Raw genomic sequence first — 13,040 nt, 5'->3', positions numbered from 1 at the left:
GGAATATTTTTCGGGAGGTGCGAATATGGCAAAAGGATACTGGAAGGCCGTTCTGGCAGCGGCTTTTTTCATAGTGGCCGGAGTCTGCTACGGCGGTTCTCTTTTCCGGGAGGGAAGCATAGTCCTGGAAGGGGAGACGGCGGCCGGAGGGGCCGGGGTGCAGACGGCGGACGGGGCAGAAGGAAGCGCCCCATGGGCCGGTGAAGGGGCGGGCAGCCCTGGGACCCATGGAGCAGAAGCCGGTCCAAATACAGAAACAGAAAGCGCCCGGGCAGAGGTTGAAAGGCCCGGGTACTTTGTACATATCTGCGGCCAGGTGAAGGAGCCGGGCGTTTATGAGCTGCCGGAGGGAAGCCGCGTGTACGAGGCTGTGGAGGCGGCCGGAGGCTTTACAGAGGAAGCGGCTGCCGAAGCCTTAAATCTGGCAGAGAAGATCATGGACGGAATGAAGATCACTGTATATGACCGGGAAGAGGCCAGGACCCTGGAAGCATCCGGGACGTCTGAAGGCGGAGGTCCGGGATCCCGCGGGCTTGTGAACCTTAATACAGCCAGTAAGGAAGCGCTGATGACCTTGAGCGGGATCGGCGAATCAAAGGCGGAGGATATCATCCGTTACCGGGAAGAATCCGGAGGCTTTAAAAAGATAGAAGATATCATGAAGGTCCCTGGCATCAAGAATGCTGGTTTTCAGAAGATAAAAGACAGGATAACAGTTTGAGTGGAGGAGAAAATGGCAAGAGTTCTGGTTGTTGACGATGAAAAACTGATCGTAAAGGGCATCCGGTTCAGTCTGGAACAGGATGGAATGGAAGTAGACTGCGCATATGATGGAAACGAGGCGATCGAAAAGGCGAAGGAAAGGGAGTACGATGTGGTGCTTCTGGATGTGATGCTGCCCGGCCACGACGGGTTTGAGGTCTGCCAGGCGATCCGGGAGTTTTCTGAGATGCCTATTATCATGCTGACCGCCAAGGGCGGGGACATGGATAAGATCCTGGGCCTGGAATATGGAGCCGACGATTATATCACCAAGCCCTTCAATATCCTGGAGGTAAAAGCCAGGATCAAAGCCATCATGCGCCGGAACTCCAGAAGGAATGGGAAAAACGGACGCCAGGAGGATCATATGGTGGTGTGCGGCGATCTGAAGCTGGACCGGGAAGGAAGACGGGTTTTCATCCAGGAAAAAGAGATCAAGCTGACCGCCAAGGAGTTCGACCTTCTGGAGCTTCTCGTGACCAACCCCAATAAAGTATACAGTCGCGAGGCCCTTCTGGGCTACGTCTGGGGCAACAAAGCCATGGACAACGGAGACGTGCGTACCGTAGACGTCCACGTCCGCCGCCTGAGAGAAAAGATCGAGCCCAGCCCCAGCGACCCCAAATACGTCCACACCAAATGGGGAGTGGGATACTACTTCCGCGCATAGCAATGAGCAGTGCGAAAAAACACAGCCCGAGATCTGCGTCATGCTTGCATGAAAGCAGATCGCCGGCTGCGTTTTTTCATAGGGCGAACGCCCGCGAGCCAGGGGAAACCTCCGGCTTTCCCTGGCTTGGCACTGCGGAGTCTATCATCCCAATCCCGGCATCATGCCCGCATGAAAGCAGATCGCCGGCTGCGTTTTTTCATAGGGCGAACGCCCGCGAGGCAGGGGAAGCCTCCGGCTTTCCCTGGCTTGGCACTGCGTAGTCCATCATCCCAATCCCCCCAACCCCACCTTCAAAGGAGATCACCATGCAAAATACAAACATCAAAACAGACATCAAAATCATCCAGGCCTCTCCCGCGGACCTTGACGCCGTTACCGCTGTGGAGGCCGTCTGCTTCCCCGCCGCCGAGGCGGCGGGACGCCAGTCCTTTGCCCATCGTCTGGCCGCGTTTCCGGAGTCTTTTTTCCTGGCCGTACATAACGGACAGATCATAGGCTTTATCAACGGCTGTGTGACCAATGAGACCACCATCCGGGACGAAATGTATGAGGACAGCAGCCTCCACGACCCTGAGGGCGCATATCAGAGCATTTTCGGCCTGGACGTGCTGCCGGAATACAGAAACTGCGGCATTGCCGCCCTGCTCATGGAGCATATGATCGGAGACGCCAGAGCCAAAGGCCGGAAAGGCCTGATCCTAACGTGCAAGGACCGACTGATCCATTACTACGAGAAATTCGGCTATAAAAACATGGGCGTATCCGCCTCGGTCCACGGCGGGGCAGTGTGGTACGATATGCTTTTGGAATTTGAGGACCAGAAATCATGAGGATCACGCTGATCACCGTAGGGAAAATCAAAGAAAAATTTTACCAGGACGCCATAAGCGAATACGCCAAGCGCCTGAGCCGTTACTGTAAGCTGGATGTGATCCAGGTGACCGACGAAAAGACGCCGGATGGAGCCAGCGAGGCCCTGGAGACCCAGATCAAAGAAAAAGAAGGAAAACGGATCCTGGAAAATATCAAGGACGGCAGCTTCGTCATCGCCCTTGCCATCGACGGGGCCATGCTGGATTCGGTGGAGCTGGCGGGAAAGATCGAAAAATGGGGGATCTCCGGCGTGAGCCAGCTGGTGTTCATCATCGGCGGCTCCCTGGGACTGTCAAAGGAGGTGCTTTCCCGGGCCGATTATAAGCTGAGCTTTTCCAAAATGACCTTTCCCCATCAGCTGATGCGGGTCATTCTGCTGGAGCAGATCTACCGCAGCTACCGGATCATCCAGGGAGAACCATACCATAAATAATGCCAGGGGCGAACCACAAGCCCGTCTCCCGGCCATGCCGGAAGACCAAACAGACAGCGGGGATACGATGAAAACGATCGCGATCATAGATGATGATATCCATATTGGAGATATGCTGGAGGAGATCCTGACAAAGGAAGGCTATTCCGTTCTCCGTGCCTACTCAGGCACAGAAGCGCTGTATCTCCTGTCAAATAAAAAAATGGATCTGGTGCTGCTGGATCTGATGCTGCCCGGACTTTCCGGCGAGGAGGTTCTGCCGCATATTGGGAAGATCCCTGTGATCGTTCTCAGTGCAAAGGTGGATGTGCAGGATAAGGTAAACCTTCTGCTGGGAGGCGCAGCAGATTATATGACAAAGCCCTTTGACACCAAGGAACTTCTGGCCCGCATTACGGTCCAGCTCCGCAGGGCAGAGCAGCATGGGCAGAGCGGTGTTCTTTCTGTTGGAGATCTGGCGCTGGATACAGAGACGTTTTCTCTGACAGTCCAGGGACAGGCCGTGAAGCTGACCCGGACAGAATATGCCATTCTGAAGCTTTTGATGGAAAATCCCAGACAGGTCATTGCAAAGAGCGTCCTTCTGGAACGGATCAGCATGGACACGCCGGACTGTACCCAGAGGTCTTTGAAACAGCACATCAGCAACCTGCGTAAGAAATTACAGGCCGTCAGCGGTGGGGATCCCATTGAAACGGTGTGTGGGATCGGGTTCCGGTTAACAGAACAGAAATCCTGACCAGATTTTGACGTTTTTCCAGACCACTTTCTTGACTTTTATTTTGTATACTGGAGTCATTAAAGGAGGTAAAAAGTATGCGCTATGTTTTGCAGACCAACAGCCTGACAAAAAAATATAAAAATTTCCAGGCACTGAACGGCCTTACGATGAATGTTCCCGAAGGCTCGGTCTATGGCTTTGTGGGAAAGAACGGGGCGGGCAAGACCACGCTGATCCGTCTGATCTGCGGACTGCAGGAGCCGTCTTCCGGCGATTTTACTCTTTACGGCATCCAGAGCGGCAGCAGGGACATGTCCAGGGCCCGCCGGCGCATGGGAGCCGTGGTGGAGACACCGGCTGTTTATATGGATATGACGGCGGAAGAGAATCTGAAACAGCAGTATCTTATTCTGGGGCTGCCGTCTTATGATGGGATCCCCGGGCTGCTGAAGCTGGTGGGACTTGAGGACACTGGAAAGAAAAAGGTAAAGAACTTTTCCATGGGCATGAAGCAGCGGCTGGGCATTGCCATTGCCCTTGCCGGGGATCCGGATCTCCTTGTCCTGGATGAACCGGTCAACGGACTGGATCCCCAGGGGATCGTGGAGATCCGTGAGCTGATCCTGAAGCTGAATCGTGAAAGGCGGATCACGGTCCTGATCTCCAGCCATATTCTGGACGAGCTTTCCCGGCTGGCGACCCACTATGGGATCATAGATCATGGCCGCATGGTAAAAGAACTGAGCGCAGAAGAGCTGGATGCTGCCTGCCGCAAGTGTATCCGCATGGAGGTAAGCGATACAGGGATCCTGGCCCGTGTCCTGGATTCCATGCACCTGGAGTACAGGATCACCTCGGAAACCACGGCCGACCTGTTTGCAAAGCCCAGTGTAACGCAGCTTGCCGTTTCCCTGGCAGAGGAGGGCTGTGAGGTGCTGTCCATGACGGAGAAGGATGAAAGCCTGGAAAGCTACTATCTTTCCCTGATCGGAGGTGGAAGCCATGATTAGACTGCTTTCTGCCAGCTTATACCGTCTGAAAAAAAGTGCAGCTTTCTGGTCCTGCCTCATTGGAATGCTGGTCATAGCCTCGGTATTTATGGTGATGCAGGCCACCAGTATGGAGTATACGGTCCCCTTAAGCCGGGTGATCTTTCTTCCTCTGAGCTTTTATGGTGTGGCTGCTGCCGCCATGGTCAGCGTATTTACAGGAAGGGACTTTGCCGATGGGTTTATCCGGAATAAGCTGATCTTTTCCAAAAGCCGGAGCCAGGTGGTCCTTTCCCAGCTCGTGACAAGCTGCATTGCCTGCGGCCTGGTCTATTCCGTTACGGTCCTCTATACCTTTGGGACGGCCCGGTTCTTTTTTGAAAATAACGTGGAGCCGGACCTGTTTGCCGGGTATTTTGCCCTGGGCCTCAGCATGAGCGCAGCGATCGCCTGTCTGTTCTGTGTCATTACACTTTTGTGCGGGGACCAGACCCGGGCGGTCGTATGGTGTATGGGGATCTCTTTTGGAATGCTGTTTCTCAGTCTGCACACCAACCAGATACTGGTGCAGACCCGGTATAAAAATGGGGCCCTGAACCCGCATTACGTGGAAGGAGCAAAAAGAGTCCTGTATGGGATCTTACATGATTTGAACCCGTGCGGGCAGGCCGCCCAGCTTTCCTGCTGGGAGGTATGGGAGCCCATGAGGGCGGTCCTCTGCAATGGCCTGTGGATCCTGGGAACAGCGGCTGCCGGAATCGTTCTGTTTCAAAGAAAAGATATAAAGTAAGAGGGATATTATGGAGCTTCCACAGTTGATCATCCTTGCAGTCCTGCTTCTGACGGCCGTTATCCTGGCTGCAAAGGTTTATTTTCTGCACAGATCCGCAGAGGAGATCGCAAAAGCGTTCCATGACATACGGACGTCGGATACCAACACGCTCATTTCAGTTTCCTCCAGGGACCCGTATATGCGGAGGCTTGCTGCGGATATCAATCTCGAGCTCCGTCTGCTCCGCAAAGAGCGCCGGCGCTGTCAGCAGGGGGATCTGGAATTGAAGGAGACCGTTGCCGGCCTTTCCCATGACCTGAGAACGCCGCTCACGGCGCTCATCGGCTATCTGGATCTTCTGGAGCAGGAGGAAAACGGCGAAACGGTCAGGCGTTACCTTTCGCAGATCCGCAACCGGACAGAGGCGCTGAAGGATCTGACGGAGGAGCTGTTCCAGTACAGTGTGGCCGCGTCCTCCCAGGAGCTGCATCCGGAGCCTGTGGATGTGGTCGGAGCGCTGGAGGAAAGCCTTCTGTCGTTTTACGGCGTCATGCAGGAAAAGGGCATAGAGCCTGTGATCCATCTGCCGGAAGCTCCTGTCTGCCGCAGTCTGGATATAAGTGCGGTGAACCGCATTTTCTCCAATATCGTCAGCAACGCCCTTAAGTATTCAGACGGGGATCTCTTCGTCTGCATGGATCTGGACTGTGGAATTTCTTTTATCAATACGGCACAGAACTTAAACGCCGTCGCCGTGGGAAGAATGTTTGATAAATTTTATACAGTGGAGGCCAACAGAAATTCAACAGGCCTCGGATTATCCATAGCAAAAATCCTGACCGAGCGGATGGGCGGCAGCATTGAGGCAGAGTACAGCGAGGGAAAATTAAGGATCCGGATCCGGTTCCCAGAGGCTGGAAAACTGCTGGAGTGAGCCGTTCCCTCTCTGGCACGCTGGCACGCCCGATGGTGCCGCCGGCTGCCAGGAATGGGCCGCTCCCTTTAAAACCTTTCTTAAAATCAAAACCCATAGCTTTACCCCTGTCTGATTCAAAGTTTTCATTGTACATGATCTGATCCTTTATTCTGCAAGAACTGCTGTTGCCATGAGCATTTCATGATCTAAACATCCCCCAAGCACAGAACGAAAAGCCATTGCTGCGCCGCAAAATAATTTTTCCTATAAGCCTTCCGGTTAGTCCTGACTGCATAACATCCGCTTTCCTTACCATCCTTTTGTCTGGGAAATTCCATTGGCCCTGCCGGAAATTCAGATTCATAAACCTGTCCCGCCGTCATATACTGAGGTAAAGGAGCGTGAGGAATATGACGGCAGAAGAGCTGAAGCAGATATTTGGACGGGCTGTTCCGGATAGAGGGAAGCTCCAGGAGATCCGCCTGCGGGCGGGGAAGCCGGTGCTGGTCTTTATGGACGGACGGGAATATATGGTGGGCCGGGAGGGGCTTCTGGAGCCGGATGCAGATCTGTCTCCGGTCCTGGCAGATCCGGCGCTGATCCGGGAGATCCTGGGGATCTTTTCCAGGCATTCCCTGTATGCCTTTGAGGATGAGATCCGCCAGGGCTTTCTGACCATCGAGGGAGGCCACCGGGTGGGGATCGCCGGAAAGGCCGTCACCGAAGGCAGCGGTCTGAGGACCATCAGGGACATATCCAGCCTGAATATCCGCCTGGCCCATGAAAAGCCCGGCTGCGGGGATCCGGTGCTCCCCTGGCTCTATGAAAACGGCCGGCTTCAGAATACGCTGATCCTGTCGCCGCCGGGAGCCGGGAAAACCACACTTTTAAGAGACGTGGTGCGCCAGGTATCCAATGGAAACCGGTACGGGCCGGGTCTCCAGACAGCGGTGGTGGATGAACGGTCAGAGCTGGGAGCCTGCTTTAAGGGTGTACCCCAGTGCGATCTGGGAATGCGCACGGATGTGATGGACGGATGTCCAAAGGCCCTGGGAATGGTCATGATGATCCGTTCCATGGCTCCCGGCGCGGTGGCGGTGGATGAGATCGGGGACCGGGAGGATCTGGAGGCGTTAAGATACGTGATGAAATGCGGCTGCCGGATCCTGGCCACGGTCCACGGAAGTTCCCCGGAGGATCTGAAAAAGAAGCCGGTGCTGGCAGAAATGGTCCGGGAAGGAATGTTTTCCCGGTATGTGGCGCTTTCCAGGCGGATGGGGCCGGGAACCGTGGAGGCTGTGTGCGACGGGGAACTGAGGCTGCTGGCGGGAAAGGGGGGCCAGAATGAGGAGAGCGGGGCCGGAAGCCTGGAAACAGAAGGAAAAGCGGAGGCTCCGGGAGCATGAGATATATAGGGATCCTTATGATGGCCGGGGCATTGGCTGCGGGAGGCTTCTGGGCCGCAGACCAGTGGAAGGAAAAGCTGGAGCTTTTGCTCCTGTTCCGGCAGATGATGTTTTATTTGAAGGGACAGATCCTGTATGCCAACGCCACGCTGCCGGAAGCGCTCCGGGAGGTGGGAGGACGGTACGCAGAGGGCCGGAGCGGTTTTCTTAAGGAGCCGGGCGCGTTTTTCCTGCGGGTGGCAGAGCGTCTGGAGGAGCAGGGAGACGTGCCGTTTCCTGTGATCTGGAAGGAGGAGGCGGAGCGGTTTCCGCCGGGATTTCCCCTGGAGGCAGGGGACCATAAAAATCTCCTGGCCCTGGGAGAGAATCTGGGCTACGCCCATAAGGACATGCAGGAGCGGACCCTTCTGTTTTATCTGGAGGAGACGGACGGCTCCATCGGGTTTTTAAAGAGGGAAATGGAGAGCCGGACGAAGCTGTACCGGTGCCTGGGCATGGCGGCCGGGCTGTTTCTCATGGTGGTCATGGCGTGAAATGGCATAGGAGGATGGCATGGGTGTAAATCTGATCTTTAAAATTGCGGCAGTGGGGATCCTGGTGTCGGTGATCTGCCAGGTGTTAAAGCACAGCGGAAGGGAGGACCAGGCGTTTCTCACCAGCCTGGCTGGGCTGGTACTGGTGCTCTTCTGGATCGTTCCTTACATATATGAGCTGTTTGAAACCATAAAAAATCTGTTTGCCCTGTGAGGAAGGGGGAAGGCGTCATGACGATCATACAGGCGGCGGTCCTGGGGATCACGGCGGTGGCCCTGGCGGTCCAGCTAAAGCCCCTGCGCCAGGAATATTCGGTGTACCTGATCCTGGCGGCCGGTCTTGTCATTGGATTTTTAAGTATTTTCAGGCTGGAGCTGATCCTGGACACAGTGCGGGCCATCGGGAGCCAGATCCGGGTGAAGAACATTTACCTGGGAACGCTTTTAAAAATGGTGGGGATCACATACATCGCGGAATTTGCCTCCGGGATCTGCAGGGACGCGGGATTTTCGGCTCTGGGGACCCAGGTGGAGATGTTCGGGAAGCTGTCCATCCTGGCGGTGAGTGCGCCGGTGCTCCAGGCGCTCTTAGAAACTCTCCAGGTGTTCCTGTCATGAGGAGGCAGAAGAAGGCCCTGCGTTTTTTTCTGGCCCTGGCCCTTTTCCTGTTCATGTTTTCCGGCCTGGCCCGGGCGGAGGAGGCAGTGGAGGAGCCCTATGCCCTGGAGGATTTTAATATGGAAGAGATCCAGAGGTTTCTGGACAGCCTGGACCGGGATCAGACAGGCGGTCTGTCCTTTGGCAGCGTCATGAAGGAGATCATGGACGGAAACCTTGGAGGAGTGTTTGAGGAGCTGGCCGGGAGGATCCGGGAAGGATTTTTTTCTGAGATCCGGACCAACGCCAGGTTCGTGGGACAGATCATCCTGCTGGCATTCATTGGAGCCGTTTTTTCGGGTTTTTCCAATATTTTCGGGTCGGGCCATGTGTCGGAAACGGGCTTTTACGTGGTATACCTTTTAAACATGGTCTTTCTGGCGGCCAGCTTTTTTGCCAGCGTGACCATTGCCGGTTCTGTGGCAGAGGAGCTGATGGAATTCATGCGGGTGCTCCTTCCGGCGTATTTTCTGGCCGTGGCCATGGCGGGCGGCGCGTTCACCTCCACGGCGGTCTGCGGCTTTACCTTTGGAGCCATCGGCGTGGTCCAGGCCGTGGTCTCCGGCGTGCTCCTTCCTCTGATGCGGGTCTATATGATGCTGGTGTTAGCCGGGAACCTTTACAGGGAGGACATGATCTCCAGGACCACAGAGCTTTTGCGGCAGGGGATCTTGTGGACCTTAAAGACCATGTTCGGGATCATCGTGGGCTTCCATGTGATCCAGGGACTGGTGCTGCCCCAGGCAGATGCCTTAAAAAATGCATCGGCCATGCGGCTGGCCCAGATGATCCCAGGCGTGGGGGCCGGAGCAGGAGCCATATCCCAGATGGTCATGGGCTCGGGGATCCTGATAAAGAATACAGCCGGGGCGGCAGCGGTCCTGGTGCTTCTTTTTATGGCGGCGGTCCCGGTCATCAAGCTGCTGGTGCTGATGTTCCTTTATTATATGGCGGCGGCGGTGATGCAGCCGGTCTGCGATAAGCGGCTGGTGGCATGCATGACCGGGGCGGCGGCTGGCCATGGGATCCTTTTAAAGATCGTGGGCTGCTCCCTGGCTTTGTTTTCTGTGACCATCGCCGTTCTCTGTGCGTCCACCAATGCCGTCTGGTATGCGGGGTAGACGGGAAAGGAGGAGGCTTGGAAGCTGTATATGAGTGGATCCGCAGCCTGGTGTTTTATCTGATCCTGATGACCACGGTCTTAAATTTCCTTCCGGACCGGAAATATGAAAAATACCTGAGGCTTTTTACCGGGATGGTATTCATTCTCCTGGTGTTCGGGCCCCTGGGGGATCTTACAGGGCTGGAGGAGCGCATGGCCGGGGCCTTTGGCCGGATCACCTTCCAGAATGATGTGAAGCTCTTACAGAGGGAGATCGCCGACGCGGACGGGACCCGGATGAAGCGGCTGGCGGACAGCTACCGGCGGGCGGTGGAAACGGATCTTATGACCATGGCGGAGAGTGCCGGTCTGGAATGCAGACAGGCAGAGGCAGTGGTGGAGGAGGATCCGGAGCGTCCGGGCTTCGGTTCAGTGCTGGAGGTGAAGCTGATCGTGGGGATCCCAGAAAGCGGGAGCCCGGGGCCCCTGGAAGGGGACACGGAGGCCTTCCGGGGACAGGGAGCGGAAACCTGGAGCCGGGAGGAAAACGGCCGCGAGGCTGGGCTGGAGCGGCGCAGAAGGGCCAACCGGGAGATCGGAAATCTGAAAATAAGGATAGGAGAGTATTATGGAGTGGAAGAAGGACGGATCCGGATCGATCTGGAGGATGAATAAGGAAAAGCTGATCTTTGTATTCTGCTCCGGGCTGCTGCTGTTCGTGCTTTCCATGCCGGGGACAGAAAAGGAACGATCCCTTGAGGCGGCGGCTGTGGGAAGCGGAGGGATGGAAAACACGGACCGGAGCGGAACCGGCCGTCTTCTGGACGGGCCAGCGGACGGGCCGGAGAAAGGGGAACTCCCGGGCCTTTCCGGAGGGGCGCAGGCCGTCTCCGGAGGCAGCGGCGGATCTCTGTATGAAAAGGAGCTGGAGCAGCGGATCGCCGGCCTCCTGGACCGGGTAGAGGGCGTAGGAAAGGCAGATGTGATGGTGGTGCTGAAATCCTCGGAGGAGCGGGTGTTCCATGTGGATAAAAATTCCAGGACCTCAGCCACAGAGGAAAAGGGAGAGGACGGGCGCACCGTAAGGGAGCAGGAACTCTCTGAGAGCACCGTCATGGGCGGCGGGAACCAGGGGCCTGTGGTAGAAAAGGAGCTGACGCCGGAGGTGGCCGGTATCGTAATCAGCGCTGACGGCGGGGGAAACGCCAGTGTGCGTGCGGAAATTTCTGAGGCCATGGAAGCATTATTCGGGCTGCCGGCACATAAGATAAAAGTATTAAAGAGGGTGAAAGAAGGAGTCTGAGGAATGAAACGGATATTCAGGAGAAACCAGGTGATCATCACCACGCTGGCGATCATGATCGCGGCAGCCGGATATTTAAATTATTCTGCAAAAAAGGAGGTGGCGGGCTCGGATGTGTTTGAGGCGGGGATGATGGAGATCTCCGATGAGGACATTCTGGCGGAAAACCAGGCGGTGAACCGGGCGGACGACGGTACCTTAAAGGAGATCCAGAGTCTGGACGGGGAGCTTGAGAGCGCCGGAAGCCTGGACGCAGAGGCCGGAGGGGAGACACAGGCGGCAGACTCTGCGGGAAGCAGTGAACCGGCGGGAAGCGAAACAGAGGCCGCAGGCCTTGAAAATCCCGGGGAGGCGGTGCTCACCGGAGGCACCAGTGTGTCCGAGTACATAGCCGGCGTCCAGCTGAGCCGTGAGCAGATCCGGGCGAAGAATAAGGAGACGCTTATGGAGCTGATCAATAACGGCCAGATCCCGGATACGGAAAAGCAGGCAGCCATCCAGAGTATGATCCGGATGACGGAGATCTCTGAAAAGGAAAATGCGGCGGAGACCCTGCTCCGGGCCAAGGGCTTTGTGGATCCGGTGGTCAGCATCACAGAGGACCAGGTGGATGTGGTGGTCAATGCGGTGACTCTGACTGACCCGGAGCGGGCCCAGATCGAGGATATCGTAAAAAGAAAGACAGAGGTGGGGGCCAACGGCATCGTGATCACGCTGATGGATCTGGCCGAGTAAGGCGGTTCCTGTATGCGCGCCGCAGAAATCTTCTGGAAAAGCCTATGCAAAGTTTTGTGGTTATGGTATAATGTCTGGAGGACATGGTAGGAAAACTATGATCGCAGGAGGTAATCATTGTGGCAGCGGATACAGTAAGAATCAGTCATAAAGTATATGAGAAGGATCAGATCGGCGAGGTACAGATCGCAGACGAAGTCGTGGCAATCATTGCCGGCCTGGCGGCGACAGAGGTGGAAGGCGTGGACTCCATGGCCGGAAACATCACCAACGAGCTGGTTGGAAAGCTGGGAATGAAGAACCTTTCCAAGGGTGTAAAGGTGGATGTAACGGAGGAGCACGTTTCCGTGAGCCTGTCTCTGAATCTGAAGTATGGGTACAGCATCCCCAAGGTATGCGAGGTGGTCCAGGATAAGGTAAAGAGCGCCATTGAAAATATGACGGGGCTCATCGTTCTGGATGTGAACATCAAGATCGCCGGCGTAAGCCTGGAGGAAAACCAGTAAGGAATAAACGTAAAGGCCGCTGTCCGCAGAAATTGCGGGCGGCGGCTTTTTTCCTGTGTCCAGAAGCCCGGCGGAAAAACCATAAGAAACACGCTGCGTAGATTCCTCATGATGATCACGGCAGCCTCCAGAGTCTCGTGCAGCCATGGACGTTTGCCCGCTGCCCGCGTAAACAAAAAAGGAGCCTTATCATTTCTGATAAAGCTCCTGTATGACCTGTCCGGGAATCGAACCCGGGTTTACGCCGTGAGAGGGCGTCGTCTTGACCGCTTGACCAACAGGCCGAATCATCAAGCCTGTTTATAATACCATGGATTTCAAAAAAAGCAAGTCTTTTTTTGAAAAAAATAAAATTTTTTGTCTGCCTGCTGCGTCCGGGAAGCGCCGTGCGTCTGTCCTATGGGGATACTGTTTTTTGCGTCCGCATACATAAAGGTCTTTCCTTTATTTACAGCAAATTTTCAATGCCCTTTTGGGGCTTTTTTTTATTGAAAAAATTTTTTTGATATGTTATAATAATAGTACTCTATAGCACTTTGCTCGGAGGTCGGTTATGGCATACTATTTAAGAAAAGAGAACAAGAAAAAAGGTACCTATTTGCAGATGTATGAATCCCACTGGGATAAAGAAAAGAAACAGCCGCGTTCAAAAAGTGTCA

17 protein-coding genes and 1 tRNA gene are annotated in these 13,040 nt (G+C 55.3%); 17 read left to right on the top strand and 1 reads right to left on the bottom strand.

Translation table 11 applies throughout. From position 1 onward, the window contains the following. The first annotated feature begins 25 nt into the window (after positions 1-25). The 17 genes from OCV69_RS03495 to OCV69_RS03415 all read left to right on the top strand — a co-directional run bounded on the left by OCV69_RS03495 (position 26) and on the right by OCV69_RS03415 (position 12,381). Positions 26-721: a helix-hairpin-helix domain-containing protein gene (locus tag OCV69_RS03495; RefSeq protein ID WP_262562979.1), complete on the top strand. Its 696-nt coding sequence runs from the start codon at positions 26-28 to the stop codon at positions 719-721. 12 nt (positions 722-733) lie between these two features. After that, positions 734-1,432, top strand: coding sequence for a response regulator transcription factor (locus OCV69_RS03490; protein WP_022273649.1), 699 nt, complete (start codon positions 734-736; stop codon positions 1,430-1,432). Positions 1,433-1,740: 308 nt separating this feature from the next. Next, the gene (locus OCV69_RS03485; protein WP_158357670.1) at positions 1,741-2,265 is read left to right on the top strand and encodes a GNAT family N-acetyltransferase; all 525 of its coding nucleotides are present in this window, start codon (positions 1,741-1,743) and stop codon (positions 2,263-2,265) included. Continuing rightward, on the top strand, positions 2,262-2,741 hold the full coding sequence (gene rlmH / locus OCV69_RS03480; RefSeq protein ID WP_022273647.1) for a 23S rRNA (pseudouridine(1915)-N(3))-methyltransferase RlmH: 480 nt from the start codon (positions 2,262-2,264) through the stop codon (positions 2,739-2,741). The genes OCV69_RS03485 and rlmH overlap by 4 nt, the downstream gene beginning before the upstream one ends. Before the next feature lie 67 nt (positions 2,742-2,808). Then, positions 2,809-3,480, top strand: coding sequence for a response regulator transcription factor (locus OCV69_RS03475; RefSeq protein WP_158357668.1), 672 nt, complete (start codon positions 2,809-2,811; stop codon positions 3,478-3,480). 77 nt (positions 3,481-3,557) lie between these two features. Further along, positions 3,558-4,472, top strand: a complete 915-nt coding sequence (locus tag OCV69_RS03470; protein ID WP_022273645.1) for an ABC transporter ATP-binding protein — start codon at positions 3,558-3,560, stop codon at positions 4,470-4,472. Next, complete coding sequence (locus OCV69_RS03465; protein WP_022273644.1) at positions 4,465-5,241, top strand: ABC transporter permease; 777 nt, start codon at positions 4,465-4,467, stop codon at positions 5,239-5,241. The genes OCV69_RS03470 and OCV69_RS03465 overlap by 8 nt, the downstream gene beginning before the upstream one ends. 10 nt (positions 5,242-5,251) lie before the next feature. Continuing rightward, positions 5,252-6,157, top strand: coding sequence for a sensor histidine kinase (locus OCV69_RS03460; RefSeq protein WP_158357665.1), 906 nt, complete (start codon positions 5,252-5,254; stop codon positions 6,155-6,157). Positions 6,158-6,549: 392 nt separating this feature from the next. Beyond that, a complete protein-coding gene (spoIIIAA, locus tag OCV69_RS03455) occupies positions 6,550-7,545 on the top strand; it encodes a stage III sporulation protein AA (RefSeq protein ID WP_158357663.1) in 996 nt (331 codons plus the stop codon). Further along, positions 7,542-8,078, top strand: a complete 537-nt coding sequence (locus tag OCV69_RS03450) for a stage III sporulation protein AB (RefSeq protein WP_158357661.1) — start codon at positions 7,542-7,544, stop codon at positions 8,076-8,078. Before spoIIIAA ends, OCV69_RS03450 begins: the two co-directional genes overlap by 4 nt. A gap of 19 nt (positions 8,079-8,097) precedes the next feature. Continuing rightward, a complete protein-coding gene (spoIIIAC, locus tag OCV69_RS03445; protein ID WP_022273640.1) occupies positions 8,098-8,292 on the top strand; it encodes a stage III sporulation protein AC in 195 nt (64 codons plus the stop codon). Between the two features lie 17 nt (positions 8,293-8,309). Beyond that, a complete protein-coding gene (locus tag OCV69_RS03440) occupies positions 8,310-8,696 on the top strand; it encodes a SpoIIIAC/SpoIIIAD family protein (protein ID WP_158357659.1) in 387 nt (128 codons plus the stop codon). Then, positions 8,693-9,856: a stage III sporulation protein AE gene (locus tag OCV69_RS03435; RefSeq protein ID WP_158357657.1), complete on the top strand. Its 1,164-nt coding sequence runs from the start codon at positions 8,693-8,695 to the stop codon at positions 9,854-9,856. The genes OCV69_RS03440 and OCV69_RS03435 overlap by 4 nt, the downstream gene beginning before the upstream one ends. Before the next feature lie 17 nt (positions 9,857-9,873). Then, a complete protein-coding gene (locus OCV69_RS03430; RefSeq protein WP_262562978.1) occupies positions 9,874-10,512 on the top strand; it encodes a stage III sporulation protein AF in 639 nt (212 codons plus the stop codon). Further along, positions 10,466-11,140, top strand: a complete 675-nt coding sequence (locus OCV69_RS03425; RefSeq protein ID WP_158357653.1) for a stage III sporulation protein AG — start codon at positions 10,466-10,468, stop codon at positions 11,138-11,140. Before OCV69_RS03430 ends, OCV69_RS03425 begins: the two co-directional genes overlap by 47 nt. 3 nt (positions 11,141-11,143) lie before the next feature. Continuing rightward, on the top strand, positions 11,144-11,875 hold the full coding sequence (locus OCV69_RS03420; RefSeq protein WP_022273633.1) for a SpoIIIAH-like family protein: 732 nt from the start codon (positions 11,144-11,146) through the stop codon (positions 11,873-11,875). Positions 11,876-11,994: 119 nt separating this feature from the next. Further along, complete coding sequence (locus OCV69_RS03415) at positions 11,995-12,381, top strand: Asp23/Gls24 family envelope stress response protein (protein ID WP_022273632.1); 387 nt, start codon at positions 11,995-11,997, stop codon at positions 12,379-12,381. A gap of 212 nt (positions 12,382-12,593) precedes the next feature. Here the strand turns inward: OCV69_RS03415 and OCV69_RS03410 are convergent. Beyond that, positions 12,594-12,665, bottom strand: a tRNA-Glu gene (locus OCV69_RS03410). Positions 12,666-13,040 lie beyond the last annotated feature (375 nt).

It is taken from the genome of Alitiscatomonas aceti (genome assembly GCF_025567195.1).
Taxonomy (GTDB): Bacteria; Bacillota; Clostridia; order Lachnospirales; family Lachnospiraceae; genus Alitiscatomonas; species Alitiscatomonas aceti.
Note: the sequence above shows the minus strand (reverse complement) of the source record. Positions and strands in the feature narration are given on the sequence as shown.

Excerpts from the sequence above, each read along its gene's own strand:
- OCV69_RS03470 (WP_022273645.1), top strand. The coding sequence starts at position 3,558 with ATGCGCTATGTTTTGCAGACCAACAGCCTGACAAAAAAATATAAAAAT.
- spoIIIAC (WP_022273640.1), top strand. The coding sequence starts at position 8,098 with ATGGGTGTAAATCTGATCTTTAAAATTGCGGCAGTGGGGATCCTGGTG.
- OCV69_RS03495 (WP_262562979.1), top strand. The coding sequence starts at position 26 with ATGGCAAAAGGATACTGGAAGGCCGTTCTGGCAGCGGCTTTTTTCATA.
- OCV69_RS03435 (WP_158357657.1), top strand. The coding sequence starts at position 8,693 with ATGAGGAGGCAGAAGAAGGCCCTGCGTTTTTTTCTGGCCCTGGCCCTT.
- OCV69_RS03425 (WP_158357653.1), top strand. The coding sequence starts at position 10,466 with ATGGAGTGGAAGAAGGACGGATCCGGATCGATCTGGAGGATGAATAAG.
- OCV69_RS03490 (WP_022273649.1), top strand. The coding sequence starts at position 734 with ATGGCAAGAGTTCTGGTTGTTGACGATGAAAAACTGATCGTAAAGGGC.
- OCV69_RS03420 (WP_022273633.1), top strand. The coding sequence starts at position 11,144 with ATGAAACGGATATTCAGGAGAAACCAGGTGATCATCACCACGCTGGCG.
- OCV69_RS03475 (WP_158357668.1), top strand. The coding sequence starts at position 2,809 with ATGAAAACGATCGCGATCATAGATGATGATATCCATATTGGAGATATG.
- OCV69_RS03460 (WP_158357665.1), top strand. The coding sequence starts at position 5,252 with ATGGAGCTTCCACAGTTGATCATCCTTGCAGTCCTGCTTCTGACGGCC.
- rlmH (WP_022273647.1), top strand. The coding sequence starts at position 2,262 with ATGAGGATCACGCTGATCACCGTAGGGAAAATCAAAGAAAAATTTTAC.
- spoIIIAA (WP_158357663.1), top strand. The coding sequence starts at position 6,550 with ATGACGGCAGAAGAGCTGAAGCAGATATTTGGACGGGCTGTTCCGGAT.
- OCV69_RS03485 (WP_158357670.1), top strand. The coding sequence starts at position 1,741 with ATGCAAAATACAAACATCAAAACAGACATCAAAATCATCCAGGCCTCT.
- OCV69_RS03465 (WP_022273644.1), top strand. The coding sequence starts at position 4,465 with ATGATTAGACTGCTTTCTGCCAGCTTATACCGTCTGAAAAAAAGTGCA.
- OCV69_RS03440 (WP_158357659.1), top strand. The coding sequence starts at position 8,310 with ATGACGATCATACAGGCGGCGGTCCTGGGGATCACGGCGGTGGCCCTG.
- OCV69_RS03450 (WP_158357661.1), top strand. The coding sequence starts at position 7,542 with ATGAGATATATAGGGATCCTTATGATGGCCGGGGCATTGGCTGCGGGA.